The sequence below is a fragment of the Streptomyces sp. NPDC023723 genome (assembly GCF_040639815.1).
Taxonomy (GTDB): Bacteria; Actinomycetota; Actinomycetes; order Streptomycetales; family Streptomycetaceae; genus Streptomyces.
This window is the reverse complement of the sequence record NZ_JBFAAP010000065.1, coordinates 14,539-36,632: the sequence shown is the minus strand read 5'-3', so window position 1 is coordinate 36,632 and position 22,094 is coordinate 14,539. Positions and strand designations below refer to the sequence as shown.

21 protein-coding genes and 1 pseudogene are annotated in these 22,094 nt (G+C 72.3%); 12 read left to right on the top strand and 10 right to left on the bottom strand.

The window, feature by feature from the left end; all coding sequences use genetic code 11:
• Window positions 1-123: 123 nt before the first annotated feature.
• Window positions 124-1,146 carry a CopD family protein gene (locus tag AB0G32_RS35855; protein WP_361173486.1) on the bottom strand — a complete coding sequence of 341 codons (1,023 nt, stop codon included), beginning with the start codon at window positions 1,144-1,146 and terminating at the stop codon, window positions 124-126.
• Window positions 1,147-1,258: 112 nt separating this feature from the next.
• Window positions 1,259-2,773 (bottom strand): S8 family serine peptidase, encoded by a 1,515-nt coding sequence (locus AB0G32_RS35850; protein ID WP_361173483.1) that lies wholly within the window; start codon window positions 2,771-2,773, stop codon window positions 1,259-1,261.
• A 290-nt stretch (window positions 2,774-3,063) separates the two neighbouring features.
• Between AB0G32_RS35850 and AB0G32_RS35845 the strand changes: the two genes are divergently transcribed.
• The 3 genes from AB0G32_RS35845 (at window position 3,064) to moaA (ending at window position 6,191) form a co-directional block, all read left to right on the top strand.
• Complete coding sequence (locus AB0G32_RS35845) at window positions 3,064-3,420, top strand: DUF485 domain-containing protein (RefSeq protein ID WP_361173480.1); 357 nt, start codon at window positions 3,064-3,066, stop codon at window positions 3,418-3,420.
• Window positions 3,417-5,042, top strand: a complete 1,626-nt coding sequence (locus tag AB0G32_RS35840) for a cation acetate symporter (protein WP_361173477.1) — start codon at window positions 3,417-3,419, stop codon at window positions 5,040-5,042. Before AB0G32_RS35845 ends, AB0G32_RS35840 begins: the two co-directional genes overlap by 4 nt.
• 159 nt (window positions 5,043-5,201) lie before the next feature.
• Window positions 5,202-6,191, top strand: a complete 990-nt coding sequence (gene moaA, locus AB0G32_RS35835; RefSeq protein WP_361173493.1) for a GTP 3',8-cyclase MoaA — start codon at window positions 5,202-5,204, stop codon at window positions 6,189-6,191.
• On the opposite strand, the gene AB0G32_RS35830 is transcribed toward moaA, so the two are convergent.
• Entirely contained in the window at window positions 6,188-6,403 is a 216-nt protein-coding gene (locus AB0G32_RS35830) for a hypothetical protein (RefSeq protein ID WP_361173474.1), read from the bottom strand. The genes moaA and AB0G32_RS35830 overlap by 4 nt on opposite strands.
• A gap of 273 nt (window positions 6,404-6,676) precedes the next feature.
• Window positions 6,677-7,075 carry a DUF3099 domain-containing protein gene (locus AB0G32_RS35825; RefSeq protein WP_361173471.1) on the bottom strand — a complete coding sequence of 133 codons (399 nt, stop codon included), beginning with the start codon at window positions 7,073-7,075 and terminating at the stop codon, window positions 6,677-6,679.
• A 259-nt stretch (window positions 7,076-7,334) separates the two neighbouring features.
• Between AB0G32_RS35825 and AB0G32_RS35820 the strand changes: the two genes are divergently transcribed.
• Entirely contained in the window at window positions 7,335-7,622 is a 288-nt protein-coding gene (locus AB0G32_RS35820) for a GlsB/YeaQ/YmgE family stress response membrane protein (RefSeq protein ID WP_361173468.1), read from the top strand.
• A 69-nt stretch (window positions 7,623-7,691) separates the two neighbouring features.
• On the opposite strand, the gene tyrS is transcribed toward AB0G32_RS35820, so the two are convergent.
• From tyrS to AB0G32_RS35805, 3 genes are all read right to left on the bottom strand, one after another.
• Window positions 7,692-8,960 carry a tyrosine--tRNA ligase gene (tyrS, locus tag AB0G32_RS35815; RefSeq protein WP_361173465.1) on the bottom strand — a complete coding sequence of 423 codons (1,269 nt, stop codon included), beginning with the start codon at window positions 8,958-8,960 and terminating at the stop codon, window positions 7,692-7,694.
• Window positions 8,961-9,026: 66 nt separating this feature from the next.
• The gene (locus AB0G32_RS35810; RefSeq protein ID WP_361173462.1) at window positions 9,027-10,433 is read right to left on the bottom strand and encodes a TldD/PmbA family protein; all 1,407 of its coding nucleotides are present in this window, start codon (window positions 10,431-10,433) and stop codon (window positions 9,027-9,029) included.
• Complete coding sequence (locus tag AB0G32_RS35805; protein ID WP_361173459.1) at window positions 10,430-11,953, bottom strand: TldD/PmbA family protein; 1,524 nt, start codon at window positions 11,951-11,953, stop codon at window positions 10,430-10,432. The genes AB0G32_RS35810 and AB0G32_RS35805 overlap by 4 nt, the downstream gene beginning before the upstream one ends.
• A gap of 422 nt (window positions 11,954-12,375) precedes the next feature.
• On the opposite strand from AB0G32_RS35805, the gene fabG reads away from it, so the two are divergent.
• From fabG to AB0G32_RS35790, 3 genes are all read left to right on the top strand, one after another.
• Window positions 12,376-13,080 (top strand): 3-oxoacyl-[acyl-carrier-protein] reductase, encoded by a 705-nt coding sequence (fabG, locus tag AB0G32_RS35800; RefSeq protein WP_361173456.1) that lies wholly within the window; start codon window positions 12,376-12,378, stop codon window positions 13,078-13,080.
• Between the two features lie 5 nt (window positions 13,081-13,085).
• Window positions 13,086-13,853: an enoyl-ACP reductase FabI gene (fabI, locus tag AB0G32_RS35795; RefSeq protein WP_361173453.1), complete on the top strand. Its 768-nt coding sequence runs from the start codon at window positions 13,086-13,088 to the stop codon at window positions 13,851-13,853.
• 170 nt (window positions 13,854-14,023) lie between these two features.
• On the top strand, window positions 14,024-14,380 hold the full coding sequence (locus tag AB0G32_RS35790) for a hypothetical protein (RefSeq protein ID WP_361173450.1): 357 nt from the start codon (window positions 14,024-14,026) through the stop codon (window positions 14,378-14,380).
• Here AB0G32_RS35790 and AB0G32_RS35785 read toward each other — a convergent pair.
• On the bottom strand, window positions 14,358-15,050 hold the full coding sequence (locus AB0G32_RS35785; RefSeq protein WP_361173447.1) for a FadR/GntR family transcriptional regulator: 693 nt from the start codon (window positions 15,048-15,050) through the stop codon (window positions 14,358-14,360). The two genes, AB0G32_RS35790 and AB0G32_RS35785, sit on opposite strands and share 23 nt — an antisense overlap.
• Window positions 15,051-15,093: 43 nt before the next feature.
• Here AB0G32_RS35785 and AB0G32_RS35780 point away from each other — a divergent pair, with 43 nt between their 5' ends.
• From AB0G32_RS35780 to AB0G32_RS35765, 4 genes are all read left to right on the top strand, one after another.
• Complete coding sequence (locus AB0G32_RS35780) at window positions 15,094-16,425, top strand: CynX/NimT family MFS transporter (protein WP_361173444.1); 1,332 nt, start codon at window positions 15,094-15,096, stop codon at window positions 16,423-16,425.
• A gap of 82 nt (window positions 16,426-16,507) precedes the next feature.
• Complete coding sequence (locus AB0G32_RS35775) at window positions 16,508-16,624, top strand: SGM_5486 family transporter-associated protein (protein ID WP_361173441.1); 117 nt, start codon at window positions 16,508-16,510, stop codon at window positions 16,622-16,624.
• 209 nt (window positions 16,625-16,833) lie between these two features.
• Window positions 16,834-17,034: a hypothetical protein gene (locus tag AB0G32_RS35770; RefSeq protein WP_361173438.1), complete on the top strand. Its 201-nt coding sequence runs from the start codon at window positions 16,834-16,836 to the stop codon at window positions 17,032-17,034.
• Between the two features lie 116 nt (window positions 17,035-17,150).
• On the top strand, window positions 17,151-17,669 hold the full coding sequence (locus tag AB0G32_RS35765) for a histidine phosphatase family protein (protein ID WP_361173435.1): 519 nt from the start codon (window positions 17,151-17,153) through the stop codon (window positions 17,667-17,669).
• Window positions 17,670-17,852: 183 nt separating this feature from the next.
• Here AB0G32_RS35765 and serB read toward each other — a convergent pair whose 3' ends face one another.
• Complete coding sequence (gene serB, locus AB0G32_RS35760) at window positions 17,853-19,091, bottom strand: phosphoserine phosphatase SerB (protein WP_361173489.1); 1,239 nt, start codon at window positions 19,089-19,091, stop codon at window positions 17,853-17,855.
• Between the two features lie 174 nt (window positions 19,092-19,265).
• A pseudogene (locus AB0G32_RS35755) lies at window positions 19,266-21,359 on the bottom strand (streptophobe family protein); the annotation flags it as partial.
• A 241-nt stretch (window positions 21,360-21,600) separates the two neighbouring features.
• Here AB0G32_RS35755 and AB0G32_RS35750 point away from each other — a divergent pair.
• The coding region (locus tag AB0G32_RS35750) for an FHA domain-containing protein (RefSeq protein WP_361173432.1) at window positions 21,601-22,094 on the top strand (494 nt) is incomplete at its 3' end.

The following is a 22,094-nucleotide window of genomic DNA, read 5'->3' as shown; positions in this document are numbered from 1 at the left end:
GCCGACCGCCTCCGCGGGGCGGCGGTGCCGGTCGCCGCTCTCACGCGGTGGCGGTCGGTCGCCGGCGGGCCGGTGGGGGAAGTGCGGCGCGGACCCGGATTCCGGGCCGCCCGGCGCGGCTCGTCACCAGCGGATCGGTACCGGAAGCGCCGTCAGCAGTCCGGAGACCGCGACCACCACGCCCAGGACGGCGACCTCCGCGCGGGCGGGCGTACAGGCGGCCAGTGGGTCGGGCGCGCGGCCCAGCCGGATCCGGGCCCACAGGGCGAGGGCGGCGACGGCCGCGACCAGGAGCACCTTGGCGAGCAGGACCCGCCCGTAGGCCGTGTCCGTCAACTGGCCGAGGAGCGAGCCGGCCGGCATCCGGCGCAGCGAACTGCACACCCCCGTCGCCGTGATGACGGCCAGCAGACCGGCCGCCACGCGCGCGTACCGCCCCAGCAGCGCGGCCCCCGCCCCGGCGTCGGCCCCGGCGCCCCGCCACCGGGCGAGCACCCGCAGCACGTGCAGCAGACCGCCCACCCACAAGGAGGCGCAGGTGAGGTGGAGCAGAGTCAGCCCGGAGCCCAGCAGCGGGCTCTGCTCGGTCGGGGGATGCGCGCGCAGGGCCTCCGCCACCACCACCGCGGCCAGCGGCCACACCCGCGTTCCCGGCCGGCCGGACGCGGCGCACAGCCCGGCCACCAGGAACGCGTTGACCTCCAGGAGCGCGAGCTTGCCGTCCCGGGTGGCGTAGAGCCCGCCCACGTCGATGTCGGCGAGGCCGCCCGGGACCAGGTTGCCGGTGGCCACCACCGAGGCCAGTCCCAGCGCGGCGCCGAAACCGACGACGGCCGCGGGCACCGACCAGCCGCGCGGCGCGGCCGGGGCGGCACCCGGCAGGGAGCGGGCCAGCCGCCCGGCGAACAGTTCGCCCAGCGGGACGGCGAGCGCCGCGAACAGCACCGCGCGCAGCAGGGCGATGCCGCCGCTGCCGGGCGCCTGCGCCTCCCCGGTGCCGCGCAGCGCCGGGGACGGGCCGAGCAGCGGGATCAGCGCGGCCAGCGCCACCAGGGCGAGCACGGCCACCGCCCGGCCGGTGCCGGGACCCGGGCCCGGGCGCCCCCGGGCCCCGGCCGACGGGGGCGTGGGTCGTATCAAGGTCACCTCAGGATCTTCACCAGTCATCCTTCGACCGGGCAAGTCCAGCAGACGACCGGCGGTACGTCCCCAGGTCCTGTCGTTCGACGACAGGACCTGCGCCCCCTCGGCCTGGTGCCTACTTGGTCACCGCGTCCAGCGCGTCCGCCGTGCCCCAGCCGTAGAAGCCGTTGCGGTTCTTCGAGCCCTCGCACACCGCGTCGACCTTGCCGTCGCCGTCGATGTCGTACGGGTCGGTGCACGCGGTGGCGTCGGCCTCGGCGTACAGCAGCGCCTTCACCAGGGCGGGCGAGGCGTGCGGGTGGGTGGACTTGATCAGCGCGGCGACGCCCGCGACGTGCGGCGACGCCATCGACGTACCGGCCATGTAGCCCCACTTGCCGCCGGGCAGCGTGCCCAGGATCAGTCCGCTGGTGGCGGGCGCGGCCGGCGGCTGGTAAGCCGTCGAGTCACCGCCGGGCGCGGCGATGTCGATGACGCCCTTGCCGTAGTTGGAGAAGGACGACTTCAGGCCCTTGGCGCCGGTCGCCGCGGTGGTGACGACACCGGGCAGCTGGGTCGGGATGTCGTAGCACTCGGACGGGTCGATCACCCGCTCGGAGGGGGTGGAGTCGTTGGGGGAGACCGGGTCGGTGATCTCGTCGGCGGCGAGGTCGTACTCCTCGTTGCCGGCCGCGGCGACGTTCACCGCGCCCTTCTTCTCCGCGTACGACGAGGCCCGCTTGACGGCCTCGACCAGCGCCTTCTGGTCCGGGTCGTCCTTGCAGTTGAAGTACCACGGGTCGGTGTAATAGCTGTTGTTGGTCACGTCGACGCCGTGCTCGGCCGCCCACATGAAGCCGCAGACCACGGCCTCGGTGTAGAAGAAGCCGGCGGTCGTGGAGACCTTGATGCCGGACACCTTCACGCCGGGCGCGACGCCCGTCATGCCGATGCCGTTCTTCGCGGCGGCGATCTCACCGGCGACGTGCGTGCCGTGCGGGGACTCCGCGGCGGTCGGCCGCCAGGCGCCGTCGGTGGTGTCCGGCTTGCCCGACACACAGTTGACGGAGGCGGCCCGGTCGAAGTTCGGGGCGATGTCCGGGTGGGTGTCGTCCACGCCGGTGTCGATGACGGCGACGGTGACCTTGCTGCTGCCCAGCGACTTCTCGTGCGCCTTGTCCGCCTTGATGGCGGGCAGGTCCCACTGGAGCGGCTCCAGCGGGTCCTGGCCCTGGGCGGCCTCGGCCGCGGCGGCCTCCGTGGCGCTGAGCACCTTCGGCGTGCCCACGTCGGTGGTGGCGGCCGACGGCAGCGGCGCGGTGCGGGTGGCACCGGCCGACTGCACCCCGCGCGCCGTGCGGACGGTCTTGGCGAAGTCCGGGTTCGACGAGTGCACGACGACGACGCCGATCCGGTCGTACGACGTCACGATGGTGCCGCCGGCCTCGGCTATCGCGCGCTTGACGGCGGCCGAGGGAGCCTGGCCGGCCTTGACGTTGACGACATAGCTGAGCGAGGTCGCGTCGGCCGAGGCCGACGGGGACTCGGCGGCGGACGCCTGCACATTGGGCAGGAACGCGAGGGCCGTCGCCACGGCCAGGCCCGCCGGGATCGCCAGCGCGCGGTGGTGACGCGAGTGAGACACGGTCATGTACAGAACTCTCCAGTCTCTTCCGTGGTGCGGACGGTGCAGTTCATGCGGGTGCCCCGGGGGAAGCGTCCCGGCCGAGAGCGTCCGGGCAGGTACATGTCGGGTGTGCAGGCTGAAGCTATCTCCCCCGGCCGCTGGCCAGCAATGTCCGGCCGGGGGTGACTTCGGAAAGTGGTCCGGGCGGTGAACCGGGCCCCGGGCGGCTCCGTGTCGTTGGTCAGGGAGCACCAGCACGATCAGCCCCCGCACCGTTAGGTACAGCAGTCATGTCCGTCGTACGAGGAGACTCCGTGGCCACCGACGCACCGCCCCCCTCGCAAGAGCAACACCGGCTGCCCTCCCAGGAGGAGTTCGCCGAGGTGCAGCAGAGCGCGGAATTCGGTGAACTGCGCCGTTCCTTCCGCTCCTTCGCCTTCCCGCTGACCATCGGCTTCGTCGCCTGGTACCTGCTCTACGTCCTGCTGTCGAACTACGCGGGCGGCTTCATGGGCACCAAGCTCTTCGGCAACATCAACGTGGCGTTCGTCTTCGGCATCGCCCAGTTCCTCACCACGTTCCTCATCGCCTGGTGGTACTCGCGGCACGCCGCCGCCCAGCTCGACCCCAAGGCCGAGGCCATCAAGTCCCGTATGGAGGGCGGCGCATGAGCACCACGGGGCAGTTCCTCCTGGCGGCCAACGAGGCCAGCGAGCACCGGCCGCTGATCATCACACTGTTCGCGGTCTTCGTGGTCGCGACGCTCGTCATCACCGTCTGGGCCGGCCGGCAGACCAAGGACGCCGCCGACTTCTACGCGGGCGGCCGGCAGTTCAGCGCCTTCCAGAACGGCCTGGCGGTCTCCGGCGACTACATGTCCGCCGCGTCCTTCCTGGGCATCGCCGGCGCCATCGCCATCTTCGGTTACGACGGCTTCCTGTACTCCATCGGCTTCCTGGTCGCCTGGCTGGTGGCCCTGCTGCTGGTCGCCGAGCCGCTGCGGAACTCCGGGCGCTACACGATGGGCGACGTCCTCGCCTACCGGATGCGCCAGCGCCCGGTGCGCACCGCCGCCGGCACCTCCACCATCGTGGTGTCGATCTTCTACCTGCTGGCCCAGATGGCGGGCGCCGGCGTCCTGGTCTCCCTGCTGCTCGGCATCACCTCGGACGCGGGCAAGGTGCTCATCGTCGCCCTGGTCGGCGTCCTGATGATCGTCTACGTGACCATCGGCGGCATGAAGGGCACCACCTGGGTGCAGATGGTCAAGGCCGTGCTGCTGATCAGCGGCACCATCCTGATCACCTTCCTGGTGCTGCTGAAGTTCGACTTCAACATCTCCGACCTGCTCGGCACCGCCGCCGAGAACAGCGGCAAGGGCGCCGCCTTCCTGGAGCCCGGCCTCCAGTACGGCGCGACCGGCACCACCAAGCTGGACTTCATCTCGCTCGGCATCGCCCTGGTGCTCGGCACCGCGGGGCTGCCGCACATCCTGATCCGCTTCTACACGGTGCCCAACGCCAAGGCCGCCCGGAAGTCGGTGAACTGGGCGATCGGCATCATCGGCGCCTTCTACCTGATGACCATCGCGCTCGGCTTCGGCGCCGCCGCGCTCATCTCGCAGAAGGAGATCACCGACTCCAACCCGTCCGGCAACACGGCCGCCCCGCTGCTCGCCCTGCACGTCGGCGGCGTCGACTCGGCCTGGGGCGCGATCCTGCTCGCCACCATCTCGGCGGTGGCCTTCGCGACCATCCTCGCCGTGGTGGCCGGCCTCACCCTCGCCTCGTCGTCGTCCTTCGCGCACGACATCTACGCCAACGTCATCCGGCGCGGCGAGGCCACCGAGAAGGAGGAGATGCGGGCGGCCCGCTGGGCGACCGTCTTCATCGGCATCGTCTCCATCGCGCTCGGCGCCCTGGCCCGCGACCTGAACGTGGCCGGCCTGGTCGCCCTGGCCTTCGCGGTCGCCGCCTCCGCCAACCTGCCCACCATCCTCTACAGCCTGTTCTGGAAGCGGTTCACCACCCAGGGCGCGCTGTGGTCGATCTACGGCGGTCTGGTGGTCGCGGTCGGCCTGGTGCTGTTCTCGCCGGTGGTCTCGGGCGACGCCACCTCGATGTTCCCGGACGTCGACTTCGCCTGGTTCCCGCTGAAGAACCCGGGCATCATCTCCATCCCGTTCGGCTTCCTGATGGGCTGGCTCGGCACCGTCCTGTCCAAGGAGGGACCGGACACCGGCAAGTACGCGGAGCTGGAGGTCAGGTCCCTGACCGGCACCGGCGCCCACTGATTCCCCCTGGCGTCCCGGCCCCGTCGTAGCTCCCTACGACGGGGCCGGGGCGTCCCTCGTGGCTTCCGGCCGCTGTCGATGTCAGCGCGGTCACGTAGGCTCGCAGGTATCGGAGGAGTCAAGAGCTCCATGCGATCCGCGTCGAGGGAGGGGGCCCACGTGCTCATCGACACCTACGGCCGAGTGGCCACCGACCTGAGGGTCTCGCTGACCGACCGCTGCAACCTGCGGTGCACGTACTGCATGCCCGAGGAGGGCTTGCAGTGGCTGGCCAAACCCGATCTGCTCACGGACGACGAGATCGTCCGCCTCATCGGCATCGCGGTCACCTCCCTGGGCATAACGGAGGTCCGTTTCACCGGCGGCGAGCCGCTGCTCCGCCCCGGCCTGCCCGGCATCGTGGAGCGCGTCGCCGCCCTCGGCCCGCGCCCCCAGATGTCCCTGACCACCAACGGCATCGGCCTCAAGCGCACGGCGGCGGCCCTGAAGGCGGCCGGCCTGGACCGGGTCAACGTCTCGCTGGACACCCTGCGCCCGGACGTCTTCAAGACCCTCACCCGCCGCGACCGGCACAAGGACGTCCTGGACGGCCTGCACGCCGCCCGCGAGGCCGGCCTCACCCCGGTCAAGGTCAACTCGGTCCTGATGCCGGGGCTCAACGACGACGAGGCCCCCGACCTGCTCGCCTGGGCCGTCGAGCACGACTACGAGCTGCGCTTCATCGAGCAGATGCCGCTGGACGCCCAGCACGGCTGGAAGCGCGCGGGCATGGTCACCGCCGGTGACATCCTCGCCTCGCTGCGCACCCGCTTCGAGTTGACCGAGGAGGGCGCCGAGGCGCGCGGCTCGGCCCCCGCCGAGCGCTGGCTGGTCGACGGCGGCCCGCACCGCGTCGGCGTCATCGCCTCCGTCACCCGCCCGTTCTGCGCCGCCTGCGACCGCACCCGGCTGACCGCCGACGGCCAGGTCCGCACCTGTCTGTTCGCCCGCGAGGAGACCGACCTGCGCGCCGCCCTGCGCTCCGGCGCGCCGGACGCGGAGATAGCCCGCGTCTGGAAGCTCGCCATGTGGGGCAAGAAGGCGGGCGCCGGCCTCGACGACCCGTCCTTCGTCCAGCCGGACCGGCCGATGTCGGCGATCGGCGGTTAGCGGTCCGCCTCCCATTCGGCGAGCGGGACCACGTCCTTCAGGAACCCGCGGACCCCGAGGAACTGGGAGAGGTGCTCCCGGTGCTCGTCGCACGCGATCCACGTCTTGCGCCGCTCCGGCGTGTGCAGCTTCGGGTTGTTCCACGCCAGCACCCACTCGGCGGCGCTGCGGCAGCCCTTGGCGGAACAGATCGGGGTCGTCTCGTCACTCACAGGTTCGTCTCGCAAGTCGTGCGGAACAGATCGCGCGGGAACAGATCGCGCGGAACGGCCGCGCAAAAAGGCGACGCCGAGCAGCCACGGGGGGAGCTGCCCGGCGTCGGTCCATCGCTCCGACGGGGGATGCGGAGCGCTTACCGAGTATGTCACGGGTGGTCCGCCGTTCGGGACCGGAACAACGTGATTGGAGCGAGCTTCTCGACGGCTTGACGAGGACTTGACCATCAGCCGAGTTGATCGATTCCGTTCGGTAACGTGCAGTTTCGATCAAGAAAAGTCACCAGATGGGTGCCGTACACCCGCCGTCCGGTCAGCGGGGTCATCTTCCGGCACGGATTCCGCGAAGCCGTGCGACGCGGCCGGCGGCTCGATCATCGGCGGTGTCGGCGCGGTCACGAACGTCGTCGGCAGTCCCGGCGCGTTCTCCCGCCCGGCGTTGGCGATCACCACCGCGACATACGGCAGCACCGCCCCGAGCACCAGCGTCACGATCGCGACGTGCCGTTCCACGTTCCACAGGGTGGCGGTGAGGATCACCGCCAGCGTGCGGACCGACATCGAGATGACGTACCGGCGCTGCCGCCCGCGGACGTCCTCCTCCAGACCCGTCCGGGCGCCGGTGATCCGGAACACCTGGGCCTTGCCGCCGCCGCTCCGCTTCCGCATCACATTCCACCGCCCGCTCGCATCGGAGCCTCCCCGCCCGTACCCGTCCACGGCCGCTCGGGGTCGCCGGCCCGGGACAGCTCTTACGGTACGCCGCGGCTGCGCCGCCCACGAGACCGGGGGACCTCGCGCCGGAGCGATCGGAGTGCGCCGCGGCGCCCGGGTGCGTCCCCCGTTCGGACGTACCCACCGTGCGCCGTACGCGGTAGGAGCCCAGGGTGGCGGTAATGCTCACGTAGCGCCGGACGAGGAGGCAGCCATGGGCTGGTTGTGGGCGATCATCGTCGGATTCGTGCTCGGTCTGATCGCCAAGGCGATCATTCCGGGCAAGCAGCACAGCCCTCTGTGGCTGACCACGATCTTCGGCATGCTCGGTGCCATCGTCGGCAACGCGGTCGCCCGGGCGGCCGGCGTCGACGCCACCTCCGGTATCGACTGGTGGCGGCACCTCTTCCAGCTCGTCGCCGCGATCATCATCGTCGGGGTCGGAGACATGGCGTACATGGCGGTGCGCGGCAACAGGAAACAGCGGCGGCACACCGCCTGACCGGACCCGCGGCACCGGACACACGAGGGCGGCTCCCGCATCCTGCGGGAACCGCCCCTCGGCGTGCGCTCAGCCGCCGGTGACCTCCACCGCGGCCAGGTTCTTCTTGCCGCGGCGCAGCACCAGCCAGCGCCCGTGCAGCAGCTCCCCGGCGGCCGGGACCGCGTCCTCGGCGGCCACCTTCACGTTGTTCACGTAGGCGCCGCCCTCCTTGACCGTGCGCCGGGCCGCCGACTTGCTGGCGACCAGGCCGACCTCGGCGAACAGGTCGACCACCGGAGCCGGCTCGGCGACCTTGACGTGCGGCAGCTCCGAGAGCGCGGCGGTCAGCGTCCGCTCGTCCAGCTCCGCCAGGTCGCCCTGGCCGAACAGCGCCCTGGACGCGGCGATCACGGCCGCCGTCTGGTCCGCGCCGTGCACCAGCGTGGTCAGCTCCTCGGCCAGCGCCCGCTGCGCCGCCCGCGCCTGCGGGCGCTCCGCGGTCTGCCGCTCCAGCTCCTCCAGCTCCTCGCGGGACTTGAAGGACAGGATGCGCAGGTAGCCCGAGATGTCCCGATCGTCCACGTTCAGCCAGAACTGGTAGAACGCGTACGGCGTCGTCATCTCCGGGTCCAGCCAGACCGCCCCGCCCTCGGTCTTGCCGAACTTGGTGCCGTCCGCCTTGGTCATCAGCGGCGTCGCGTACGCGTGCACCGTGGCGTCCGGCTCCAGGCGGTGGATCAGGTCCAGGCCCGCCGTCAGGTTGCCCCACTGGTCGCTGCCGCCCTGCTGGAGCACGCAGCCGTAGCGCCGGTACAGCTCCCGGAAGTCCATGGCCTGGAGCAGCTGGTAGCTGAACTCCGTGTAGCTGATGCCCTCCGAGGACTCCAGCCGGCGGGCCACCGAGTCCTTGGTCAGCATCTTGTTGACCCGGAAGTGCTTGCCGATGTCGCGCAGGAACTCGATCGCGGAGAGCCCCTCGGTCCAGTCCAGGTTGTTGACCATCACGGCCGCGTTGGCACCCTCGAAGGACAGGAACGGCTCGATCTGCCCGCGCAGCCGCCGCACCCACCCGGCCACCGTCTCCGGCGAGTTCAGCGTGCGCTCCGCGGTCGGCCGGGGGTCGCCGATCTGCCCGGTCGCCCCGCCGACCAGCGCCAGCGGCCGGTGCCCGGCCTGCTGGAGCCGGCGCACGGTGAGCACCTGCACCAGATGCCCCACGTGCAACGACGGCGCGGTCGGGTCGAAGCCGCAATAGAACGTGACGGGACCGTCCGCGAGCGCCTTGCGCAAAGCGTCCTCGTCGGTGGACTGGGCGAACAGCCCGCGCCACTTCAGCTCGTCGACGATGTCCGTCACGGTTCTCGTGTCTCCTCGATGATCTCGTACGTAGCTGTACGCACGCTCTCGTGTGCGGCTACGAGGTTATACGCCCTGGCTGACCGAGCTCATATTGAAATCGGGCACCCGCAGCGCGGGCATCGCCGCCCTGGTGAACCAGTCGCCCCACTCCCTGGGCAGCGTCCGCTCGGTACGCCCCGCCTCGGTGGCCCGCCCCAGCAGGTCCACCGGCGACTCGTTGAACCGGAAGTTGTTCACCTCGCCGACCACCTCGCCGTCCTCCACGAGATAGACCCCGTCCCGGGTCAGGCCGGTCAGCAGCAGCGTCGCCGGGTCGACCTCGCGGATGTACCACAGGCAGGTCAGCAGCAGCCCCCGCCCGGTACCGGCGACCATCTCCGCCAGGGAGCGGTCGCTGCCGCCGTCCAGGATCAGGTTGTCGACGGCCGGGGCCGACGGCAGCCCGGTCAGCGCGGCGCTGTGCCGGGTGGTCGTCAGCCGGGCCAGCACACCCTCCTTGATCCACTCCGTGGGGGAGACCGGCAGCCCGTTGTCGAACACCGACTGGTCGTCGCCGGAGGAGTGCGCCACCACGAACGGCGCCGTCTCCAGACCCGGCTCGGCCGGATCGCTGCGCAGGGTCAGCGGCAGCCGCCCGATCCGCTCGCCCAGGCGGGTGCCGCCGCCCGGCTTGGAGAACACCGTCCGCCCCTCGGCCGCGTCCCGGCCCGACGCCGACCACAGCTGGTAGATCAGCAGGTCCGCGACCGCGGTCGGCGGCAGCAGCGTCTCGTAGCGGCCCGCGGGCAGCGCCACCCGCCGCTCGGCCCACCCCAGGCGTACGGCCAGTTCCGCGTCGAGCGCCGCCGGGTCGACGTCCTTGAAGTCCCGGGTGGCCCGCCCCGCCCACGCCGAGCGCGACCGGTCCGGCGACTTGGCGTTCAGCTCCAGCGTCCCGGTGGGCTGGTCGTGGCGCAGCCGCAGCCCCGCGGACGTCCCCAGATAGGTGGAGGTCAGCTCGTGGTTGGCGAATCCGTACAGCTCCCGCCCGCCGGTACGCGCGCGTGCGAACGCCTCGCCGAGCGCCGGCGCGAAGTCGGCGAACACCGCGGACGACGTCTCGGCCGGCGCGTCCGTGAAGTCCGGCGCCTGCGGCACCCCGGTGACCAGCGGCTGCGCGTCCTCGGCGGGCCCGGCCCCGCGCGCCGCCTGCTCGGCGGCCCGCACCAGCGGCTCCAGGTCGTCGCGGGTGACGGCGGACCGCGACACCACGCCGGTCGCCGTGCCCTCGCTCCCGTCCACGGTGGCGACCACGGTGAGCGTGCGCCCGCGCGTGACGCCGTTGGTGGTCAGCGCGTTGCCCGCCCAGCGCAGATTGGCGGTGGAGTGCTCGTCGGCGATGACCACGCAGCCGTCCGCGCGGGACAGCTCCAGCGCCCGCTCGACGATCTCGTGCGGCTTGCTGCTCGTCCGGGGCGTACGGGCGCTCATCGACCGGCCTCCTGCGTGGTGTTGAGGATGTTGACGCCCTTGAAGAGGGCGGACGGGCAGCCGTGCGACACCGCCGCGACCTGTCCCGGCTGGGCCTTGCCGCAGTTGAAGGCGCCGCCCAGGACATACGTCTGCGGACCGCCGACGGCCGCCATGGAGCCCCAGAAGTCGGTGGTCGTCGCCTGGTAGGCCACGTCCCGCAGCTGCCCGGCGAGCCGCCCGTTCTCGATCCGGAAGAACCGCTGACCGGTGAATTGAAAATTGTACCGTTGCATATCAATTGACCATGAACGATCCCCTACAACGTAAATACCCCGTTCCACCCCGCCGATCAGATCCTCCGTGGACAGCCCGCCGGGGTCGGGCCGCAGCGACACGTTGGCCATCCGCTGCACCGGCACATGGCCGGGGGAGTCGGCGTACGCGCACCCGTTGGACCGCTCGAAGCCGGTCAGCCGGGCGATCCGCCGGTCCAGCTGATAGCCGACCAGCGTGCCGCCCCGCACCAGGTCCCAGGACTGCCCCTCGACCCCTTCGTCGTCGTACCCGATGGTGGCGAGCCCGTGCTCGGCGGTGCGGTCCCCGGTGACGTTCATCAGCTCCGAGCCGTAGCGCAGCTTGCCCAGCTGATCGAAGGTGGCGAACGAAGTGCCGGCGTAGGCGGCCTCGTAACCGAGCGCCCGGTCCAGCTCGGTGGCGTGCCCGATGGACTCGTGGATGGTCAGCCACAGGTTGGACGGATCGACCACCAGGTCGTACAGCCCCGCCCGGACACTCGGCGCCCGCATCTTCTCGGCCAGCAGCCCGGGGATCTCGGCCAGTTCGGCGTCCCAGTCCCACCCGGTGCCGGTCAGGTACTCCCAGCCGCGCCCGGCGGGCGGCGCCAGCGTCCGCATCGAGTCGAACTCGCCGCTGGAGTCGTCGACGGACACCGCGGTCAGTACCGGGTGCAGCCGCACCCGCTGCTGGGTCGTGCTGGTCCCGGCCGTGTCGGCGTAGAACTTGTTCTCATGGACGGTGAGCAGCGAGGCGTCCACGTGGTCGACCCCGCCGGCCGCCAGCAGCCGCGCACTCCAGTCGGCCAGCAGCGCCGCCTTCTCGGCGTCGGCCACGGTGAACGGGTCGATGTCGTACGCCGACACCCACGTACGGTCGGCGTGCACCGGCTCGTCGGCCAGCTCCACCCGCTCGTCCGACCCCGCCGCCTTGATCACCTGCGCCGACAGCTTCGCCATCGCCACCGCCTGCGAGGCGACCTTGGCGGCCGCGTCCGGCGTCAGGTCCACACCGGACGCGAAACCCCACGTACCGCCGTGCACGACGCGCACCGCGTACCCGAGGTCGGTGGTGTCCGAGGAACCGGACGGCTTGGCGTCCCGCAGCCGCAGCGAGGCGCTGCGCACCCGCTCGAGCCGGAAGTCGGCGTGCTCGGCACCGAGGGAACGGGCACGGGCCAGGGCGGCGTCGGCGAGGGGACGCAAGGGGAGGGCGGTGAACGACTGATCGATGTCATGGGGCACTGGCTGGGTTTCCCTTCACGGGCGGTGATGACCGGGGCCTGACGCAAGGAGCGGGCTCGGGACCAGCATCCCGCGCCCGCCGTGAACGCGGGAACGCAGCCTGCCATACCGCTGACGGAGGACGCCGACCTCGCATACAACTGCCCGTCGGCTCCGCAGTGATCGTCCTGTTGCAGGGGCATGGTCCGAAGCGTTCGTGCAGCGGTTCTCCGCCACGCCCGCACCGCGACGCACCCCCTGGCTCGGCGGGGGCAGGCGCGCCTTCTGTAGGGACCCGACAGTCCGGCCCGTAAGCCACTGTGGGTGCCCGATTCTCCGCGCGGGAGCCGGGACCGATAGGTTTTCGAGGAAGCCGCCTGTCATCCAGATGCGTCCAGATGGTCGGGCGGACGTGTTCAGACCACTGACGAAAGGGTGATCCGTTGAGCCGCTCGGTTCTCGTCACCGGAGGCAACCGGGGCATCGGCCTCGCCATCGCCCGCGCGTTCGCCGACGCCGGCGACAAGGTCGCCATCACGTACCGCTCGGGTGAGCCGCCGGCCGGCTTCCTGGCCGTCAAGTGCGACATCACCGACGCCGAGCAGGTGGAGCAGGCCTACAAGGAGATCGAGGAGACGCACGGCAACGTCGAGGTCCTCGTCGCCAACGCCGGCGTGACCAAGGACCAGCTCCTGATGCGGATGTCCGAGGACGACTTCACCTCCGTCCTGGACACCAACCTCACCGGTGCCTTCCGCGTCGTCAAGCGCGCCAACCGGGGCATGCTGCGCGCCAAGAAGGGCCGCGTGGTGCTCATCTCGTCCGTCGTCGGACTGCTCGGCCAGGCGGGGCAGGCCAACTACGCCGCCTCCAAGGCCGGTCTGGTCGGCTTCGCCCGCTCCCTCGCCCGTGAGCTGGGATCGCGCAACATCACCTTCAACGTCGTCGCGCCCGGCTTCGTCGACACCGACATGACCAAGGCGCTCACCGACGAGCAGCGCGCGAACATCGTGTCGCAGGTGCCGCTGGGCCGGTACGCGCAGCCGGAGGAGATCGCCGCCACGGTGCGGTTCCTCGCCTCGGACGACGCCTCGTACATCACTGGAGCCGTCATCCCGGTTGACGGCGGACTGGGAATGGGTCACTGATCACCATGAGCGGAATCCTCGAGGGCAAGCGCGTCCTGATCACCGGCGTGCTGCTGGAGTCCTCCATCGCCTTCCACGCGGCCAAGCTGGCCCAGGAGCAGGGCGCGGAGATCATCCTGACCGCCTTCCCGCGGCCCACGCTGACCGAGCGCGTCGCCAAGAAGCTGCCCAAGCCCACCAAGGTCATCGAGCTGGACGTCACCAACGACGAGCACCTCGGGCGCCTCGCGGACATCGTCGGCGAGGAGCTGGGCGGCCTCGACGGCGTCGTGCACTCCATCGGCTTCGCCCCCCAGGACGCGCTCGGCGGCAACTTCCTGAACACGCCGTTCGAGTCGGTCGCCACGGCGATGCACGTCTCGGCGTTCTCCCTGAAGTCGCTCACCATGGCCTGCCTGCCGCTGATGCAGAACGGCGGCTCCGTCGTCGGCCTCACCTTCGACGCCCAGTACGCCTGGCCGCAGTACGACTGGATGGGCCCGGCCAAGGCCGCCCTGGAGGCCACCAGCCGCTACCTCGCCCGAGACCTGGGCAAGCAGAACGTGCGGTCGAACCTCATCTCGGCGGGCCCGCTCGGCTCCATGGCAGCCAAGTCCATCCCGGGCTTCAACGAGCTGGCGTCCGTGTGGGACAACCGCTCCCCCCTGGAGTGGGACATGAAGGACCCGGAGCCGGCCGGCCGCGGCGTCGTCGCGCTGCTGAGCGACTGGTTCCCCAAGACCACCGGCGAGATCATCCACGTCGACGGCGGTCTGCACGCGATCGGCGCCTGACACCCGGTCCCCGGCAGGGCCCGCGTCCACGAGGGCGCGGGCCCTTCGCGTGTCACCCGTCCGGCCCAGCCGGCGGGCGGCCGGAGTGCCGACGGCGCAGGCTGGGACACGACACCGTCCCGCGTTCCCGCCCGCGCTTTCCGTCCCGTTCCAGCCGAGGGGGTCCGCTTGTGCGCTTCGCCCGCCGCCTGGCCGCGGCAGCCGTCGTCGCCGCCTTCGGGCTCGCCCTGCCGTACGAGGCGATGTCCCACGCGCGCGTGCCCACCCGGGGTGACCAGGCGGCACCGCAACGGCCCTTCGGCGCCGAGTGCCGGATCCGGCAGACCGGCTCCCGGGTGACCGCGTACTGCCACAACCCCTATCCGGACCCCGACCGCGTCGCCCTGCACGTCGAGTGCGTCCGCTGGTGGGATCTGGACAGCGACGGCGCCCCGGTGACGGCGGGCCCCGCGCAGACCGTACGGCTGACCGGGCGCTGCTGGAAGGAGACCGGCGCGGCCTGGATCAGCCACCGGCGTCCGGACTGACCCGCCCCGGGCGGCACACGAACGGATACCCCGCCGCCTCCTCGCCGGCCGTCCAGGCGTCGCCCGCGCGGATCGCGTCCACCAGCCGGGTGTGGTCCATGTGCGCCTCCGGCGTCAGCTCAGCGCCGACGTCCTCGCGCAGCCAGTCCAGCATCACCTCGCCCAGGTCCGCGTACATCGCCGTCATCACCTCGTTGTGGGACGCGGCCACGACAGCCAGGTGGAAGGTCGCGTCGGCCGACACGAACGCCTCCGCGTCGCCCGACTCCCACGCCTGCGCGCGGCGCGTCAGCAGCGCGTCCAGCTGCTTGAGGTCCTTCTCGGTGCGCCGCGCGGCGGCCAGCCGCGCGGCGGCCGACTCCAGCGTGGAGCGCAGTTCGGCGATGTGCCGGGGGTCGGCGTCGGCGAACCGGCGGTGCATCACGCCGGCCAGCTCACTGGTGGCGACGACATACGTGCCGGAGCCCTGGCGGATGTCGAGCAGCCCGTTGTGCGCCAGCGCGCGGACCGCCTCCCGGACGGTGTTCCGGGCCACCCCCAGCTGCTCCACCAGCTCGGGCTCGGTCGGGATGCGGGAGCCGACCGGCCACTCGCCCGAGGTGATCTGGCGCCGGAGCGCGGTGATGACCTGCTCGGACAGGGCCGAGCGGCGGGGATGGCTCAGGGGCATGGCGCACCTTCGGGGAGTGGACAGGCAATCATCCCATGATTCTATGATGGGTCTCATGGCTAGTGAGGAAACTTCGACGCTGGAGACCGCCCCGCAGGGCGGCGCCCGGGAGCCGGCCCGGCCCGGTACGCGCGCGTGGACGCCGTGGACGGCCAGGCTGCTCGTCCTCGGCATCGTGCTGGCCGCGGTCAATCTCCGCCCCGCGATCAGCAGCCTCGGCGCGCTCCTGGAAGAGGTCCGCGACGGACTGGGCATGAGCGGCAGCGTGGCCGGGCTGCTCACCTCGGTGCCCGCCCTCTGCTTCGCCGTCTTCGGCGTCACCGCTCCCCGGCTGGCCCGCCGCTTCGGACCCGGCGCGGTGGTCTGCGCCGGCATGGCCGCCCTCACCGCCGGCCTGCTGCTCCGTCCGTACGTCGGCGGCACCGCCGGGTTCCTGGCCGCCAGCGCGCTCGCGCTGATGGGCATAGCGGTCAGCAACGTCCTGATGCCGGTCATCGTCAAGCGCTGGTTCCCCGACCGGGTCGGCTCCATGACCGGCCTGTACTCGATGGGCCTGGCCTGCGGTACGTCGATCTCCGCGGCGGTGACCGTGCCGGTGACCGACGCCCTGGGCGGCGGCTGGCAGCCCGGACTCATGGTGTGGGCCGCGCCGGCGGCGGTGGCCCTGCTGGCCTGGCTGCCGTTCGTCCGGGACCGGAGCGCGGGCTCCGCGGCCTCCGCCTCTGCGGCCTCCGCCCCTGTGGACTCCGCTCCTGGTGCGTCCGCGGCCTCCTCCGCCGCGCGGCCCGCCCTGCGGATCACCCGCAGCCGTACCGCCTGGGCACTCGCCGTCTTCTTCGGCCTCCAGGCCACCGGCGCCTACATCACGATGGGCTGGATGGCGCAGATCTTCCGGGACGCGGGCGTCTCCGCCTCCACCTCCGGCGTGCTCCTGGCCGTCACCATGGCGATGGGCATACCGCTGGCCTTCGTCATCCCGCGGGTGGCGAGCCGGCTGCCCCACCAGGGCCCGATGGTGGTCGTCCTCGGCGTCTGCGGCCTCGCCGGATACGCCGGCCTGTACCTCGCGCCGGCCGGTGGCGCCTGGGCCTGGGCGGTGCTGCTCGGCGTCTCCAACTGCGCCTTCCCGCTGGCCCTGACGATGGTCGGGATGCGGGCGAAGACCGGCCCGGGCGTCGCCCAGCTCTCGGCCTTCGCGCAGAGCACCGGCTATCTGATCTCGATCCCCGGGCCGCTCCTGGTCGGCGTCCTCTACCAGCACAGCGGCGGCTGGGGACTGCCGATCGCGCTGATGAGCGCCCTGATGGTGCCGCAGATGGCGGCCGGCGTCCTGGCGGGCCGCAACCGTACGGTGGAGGACGAGGCGGCCCGCTGACCGGATCGCCGACCGGCCCGGTGACCGGCCCGGTGACCGGGCCGCTGACAGGGCTGTCGGTGCCGGGTGCGAGACTGGGCGTATGCCAGTTCTCGACCCGAACCCCCAGAACGGCCAGAAGAAGATGCTGATCGTCTTCGGCTCGTTCCTCGCGATCTTCGTGATCATCGGCATCGTGGCGACGATCGCCTCCCCGTGAACCGGGCGGCCCCGGCTCGCGGAGGTGGGGGTAGCCCCCCAGTCCCCTAGGGGGTGGGACTCAGGGTCGAGTGGGTGGGTCACCGGATGGGACGGCGGCCCCGGATTCCGTAACTTCGTGGTGTGGCCGCGAGACCCCCGGCGACGGGGACCGCGGCTCACCTCGCACGATCACGGACCAGGGGACGCCGAAGACCCGCGGAGGCACTCATGTCGACCCCCACGCACACCCGCCCCGTCTCCCGCGGCGGCGTCGACATCCGGCTGCCCTGGTGGGCGCTGGCCTTGCCGATCCTCGCCTTCGTGATGCTGCTGGCGCTGATACTCAACCCGTCCCAGGCCCACGCGGCCGCCGGCCAGCCCGCCCTCGCCCACCTGCTGGAGCAGGCCCGGTACCTGCTGGGACGCTGACTCGGCGCCCCCGGGGCGCGCGGACCGGGCCGGCCGCCCCGACCGTGCCCCGCGACCGGGAATCCGCGAGTCAACTCCCTGCGCCCCGTGGCCTGTTTCATGCGAAGCTGGGAGACATGAGCGTCGCAGAATCGCGCAGGATTGTCCTTTTCCGGCATGCGAAAGCCGACTGGCCCCAGGTGCCCGACCACGAGCGACCGCTCGCCGAGCGGGGCCGCAAGGAAGCCGCGGAGGCCGGACGCCGCCTCACCGACACCGGCCTCTCCTTCGACCTGGCCCTGTGCTCCACGGCCACCCGGACCCGGGAGACCTGGAAGCTCGCCGTCCAGGAGTTCCCGCAGCGTCCGAAGACGGTCTACGAGGAGCGGATCTACGAGGCATCGCCGGGCGAGCTGATCGCCGTGCTCAATGAGACCCCCGACGACCTGGGCAACGTCCTGCTGATCGGCCACAACCCGGGCGTGCAGGGGCTCACCGAGGTGCTGGCCGGCTCGGCCGAGGGCGGTGTCCACGAGCGGATGGCGGGCCGCGGCTTCCCGGCCGCCGCCTTCGCGGTGCTGACCTTCACCGGTCCCTGGAAATCACTGGAGCCGGGCGTCGCCACCCTGCGGGACTACTGGGCGCCCACGGACTGACCGGCTTTCGACGGGCCGACCGGCCAACGACGGGCTGGTGGGCCTGCGACCGGCTGGCCGCAGCCTCCAGGGATTGGCTGCCCTGCCGCGCTGAGAGGCCCGGCCGCCCGGGCCTCTCAGCGGTTCTCAGCCATTGGTGCCGTTCTCAGCCGTCGGTGTGGCTCTCAGCCGGCGGTGTGGTTCTCAGCCGTCCTCGTCCCCGGCCCGGTCCAGGAGCTGCTGGTCGAGGGTGTCCGCCGCCTCGACCTCCTCGCGGGTGATGCCCAGCAGATACAGGACGGTGTCCAGGAACGGCACGTTCACCGCGGTGTGCGCGGCTTGGCGCACCACCGGCTTGGCGTTGAAGGCCACCCCGAGACCGGCCGCGTTCAGCATGTCCAGGTCGTTGGCGCCGTCCCCGATCGCCACGGTCTGCGACAGCGGTACGCCCGCCGCCGCGGCGAACCGGCGCAGCAGCCGCGCCTTGCCCGCCCGGTCCACGATCTCCCCGGTGACCCGCCCGGTCAGTTTCCCGTCGACGATCTCCAGGGTGTTGGCCTGGGCGAAGTCCAGCCCCAGCCGCTCCTTGAGATCATCGGTGACCTGCGTGAACCCGCCGGAGACGACGCCCACCTGGTAGCCGAGCCGCTTCAGCGTACGGATCAGGGTGCGCGCGCCGGGCGTCAGCCGCACCTCGCTGCGCACCTTGTCCACCACGGAGGCGTCCAGACCCTCGAGCAGCGCCACCCGCGCGTGCAGCGACTGCTCGAAGTCCAGCTCCCCGCGCATCGCGGCGGCCGTCACCTCGGCGACCTCGGCCTCGCAGCCCGCGTGCGCGGCGAAAAGTTCGATCACCTCGTCCTGGATGACCGTCGAGTCCACGTCCATGACGACCAGCCGCTGCGCCCTGCGGTGCAGTCCGGCGGCGACCACCGCTATGTCGACGCCCAGCGCCGCCGCGTCCGTCACCAGCGCAGTCCGCAACGGCTCGGTCTCCACGCCGGACACGGCGAACTCGACCGCCGTGACCGGATACTTCGCCAGCCGGAAGATCCGGTCGATGTTGCCGCCGGTCTTGGTGATCCGGGCGGTGACCTGGGCCGTCGCCTCCGAGGTGAGCGGGTGGCCGAGCACCGTGACCAAGGAGCGGCCGAGGCCGCGCGGCCGGTTGTCGCCGGTGCCGGAGATGATCTCGGCCTGCATCTTCACCGACTCCGCCCAACTGTGGACGGTGGCCCGCAGTTCGCCCTCCAGTCCCCGCGGCGGCTGCGTCACGAGCGCGCACAGCACCATCCGGCCCCGGGTGACGACCTGCTCGATGTCGACTACGTCGAGCGAGAAGGCGGCGAGGGTGTCGAAGAGGCCCGCCGTGATACCCGGCTGGTCCTTGCCGAAGATCTTGACGAGAAGCGTAGGGACGTCAGAGGTCTGCGTAGCGCTCATGGTGCTCATACGGTATCCGGCGCCCCGGGCCGTGCGCGCCCGAGGTCCGCCTGGCGGACACGGAACTCTCGGTGTCGGTCCAGTGGCGCGTGGCTGTCGGAACGGCGACGGACACGTGATCACTCCCCGCGCTCCGGCCGCCTCGGCCGACGGGGCGGCGCCGGGGGGCGGGGGCGGCGGGGGCGGCGGGGGCGGCGGTGGGGGCGGCGGTCCGGTACCCCCCGCCTGCGGCCGGGCCCGCCGGGGAGGCGGCTTCGGCGGCACCACCGGCCCGGCCACGGTGGGCGCTCCGTAGACGTCGTCGTTACCCTGCCCGGGCCCCTGCCCGGGCCCCTGCCCGGGCCCCTGCCCGGGCCCCTGCCCGGGCGCGGGCCCGGTTCCTTGCCCCGGGGGCGGCCCTTCGGGACTGGCGCCGGGAGCTCCGCGTCCCTCGCCACTGCGCCCACTGTCACCGAACCCCTCGGCCGGGCTGCCGTACGGACGCGGCCCGTCGCTCCGCCGGGCACCCTCCGGACCCGGTGGCCGATCCGGCGCCCGGTCCGGTGGCCGGAGGTAAGGGTTGGTGTCGGGATTCGGCGGCGGGTAGGCCGCACCGGGCCGGTACGGGCCGGGCTGCCCGGCCGGTTCCGCGTACGGAGGCTGCCCCGGGTACGGAGGCTGCTGCGAGTACGGCGATTGCCCCGTGGACGCTGGCTGCCCTGTGGACGGAGGCTGCCCCGAGTACGGCGACCGCCCCGCGTAGGGAGGCCGCCCCGCACCCGGCGCACCGCTCGGGTGCGCCCGTCCCCCGGAATACGCCGCGCCCTGCTCGCCCCCCACATGCTGTGCCCCGCCTGCCCCGCCCGCGGCAGGCACCGGCACTCCCACCCCAACCCCCACCCCCCGTGCCAACGGCGCCGCCCGCTGTCCCGCCGCCCCGGTGGCCCGCGCCAGCAGCGCGCCGACCGCGCCCGCCCCCGCCCCCCACAGGGCGCCCAGCAACAGCGCCGTGCCGAGGTTTCCGCGCAGCTCGATCCCGCCGCCGAACGCGTCGACGCCGAGGACGGAGAGCGAGGCGTCCACCGATACCTCCGTCAGCCACAGAAGCAGCGGCAGCGCCAGCGCGGTCGCGATCCCCAGCCGCAGCGCACAGCGCCCCGCGAACCCCAGCACCCCCTCGCGCGCGGCCCCCGCGGCCGCCACCGGCGTCCGTACCGCCGTGAGCACTCCCGCCAGCAGCATCACCAGTCCCGCTGCCACCGCCAGCAGCCAGACCCGGCTGTCCAGCTCCGCCAGGCGACCGAGAGTGACCGGTTCACCGGCGTCCGCCCGCAGCAGATCGTCCAACGGATCCGGCAGCACACCGGCCAGTGCCCCTGTCGCCCGCCCGTCCCACGGCACGAACAGGCCGAGCGGCACGCCGAGCCACACCCCGTTCGGCGCCCCCAGCAGCGCCGCGCCGGCGATCCGCCGGGGATGGTCGTCGCCGATGGCCGCATACGCCGCCGCCGCGAGCCCCGCCACCACCGCCAGTACCGCCACCGCGACCACCGCGGACACGGCCGGCCGCACCACCCGGTGCAGGGCGTCCCAGCCGGGCGGCAGGGGCGTACGGCGCGACGCCAGCAGCGCGATCAGCAGCACCCCCGCGGACCAGCCCAGCCCGCCCAGCAGCGTCGGCGCGGTGTCCACGGTGAACCCGACCGCCGCCTGCGCGTCCACGAGGTCCCCGAGCCGGTCGGGCAGCAGCCCACCGATGTCGCCCACACCGGGAATGTCCACGCTGCCGCCGCCGGGCAGGTCGTCCGCCCCCAGCGAGCCCCCGTCGATCGTGATGACGTCGTGGCCCGCCCAGGCCAGCCCGCCCATCATCGCCGTGAACAGGACGACCACCGCCCCCGCCCGGGCCGCGAGTTCGGCAGGCGCGACGACAACTCCCGCCGCCCGCAACGACCGCAGGAAGAAGAAGGACAGCAGCAGCGCACCCACCAGACTCACCCCCAGTGGCGTGATCTCGATGGCGGTACGCGCCTCGGCGCCCGCCAGCCCGAACGCGGACACATCGCCCGACGGCGTGACCGAACCACCCGCCCCGAGCGCCACAACCGCCGCGGTCATCGGCCCCAACGAGGCCGCGCCGTCCGCCTCCAGCAGGTGCAGACCCAGCGCCGCCGTCCCCGCCATCCCGATCAACGCCCAGCTCACGGCGGCGATCGCGGACAGCAGCACATCACCCCACGGCACTTTCACGCCGTGTTCCGCGACCGCCGCACTGCTGGACGCGCTCATCGCAGACCCCCCGATCCGCACGGCGCGGCCGGGTCGCCGCGCATGTCCCCCTCGCGTGCTTTACCACTCTCCGGGCTGGTTTCAACCCCGTCAACGGAAACGGAAGATGCGCTCTCGTCCGGTTCGCGCAAGACCCGGCTTTCGGTCAGGAGCAGCGCCTGAAATAGTTCCCCCCGATGTTCACCATCCCTAGACTCCCGGTGACCGGAGTACGTCGGGGGACAACTCAGTGGGGCTTGGGGTGCCAGAACTCGTACTGGAAGCGAACGGGCAGACCTGGACACTCGATCCGTCCAGGTCCTACGCCCTCGGGCGCGATCCGCAGGGGGACATCGTCTTCGACGACGCCAGAGTCTCCTGGCGGCACGCCACGGTCCGTTTCGACGGCCGCGGTTGGGTGATCGAGGACAACGGCAGCACCAACGGCACGTTCGTGCAGGGCCGCCGGATCCACCAGTCCGACCTCGGCCCCGGTACCGCCGTACACCTGGGCAACGCGACCGACGGCCCGCGGCTGACCCTGTCCGGCACGGCCGCCGCCGTAACCACCCCACAGGCCCAGCCCGGACGACACCACGACCTCACACCACACCACGACCCCGCACCCCACCACCAACAGCCCGCACCCCACCACCAGCAACCCGCACCCCACCACCAGCAACCCGCACCCCACCACCAGCAACCCGCACCCCACCACCAGCAACCCGCACCCCACCACCAGCAACCCGCACCCCA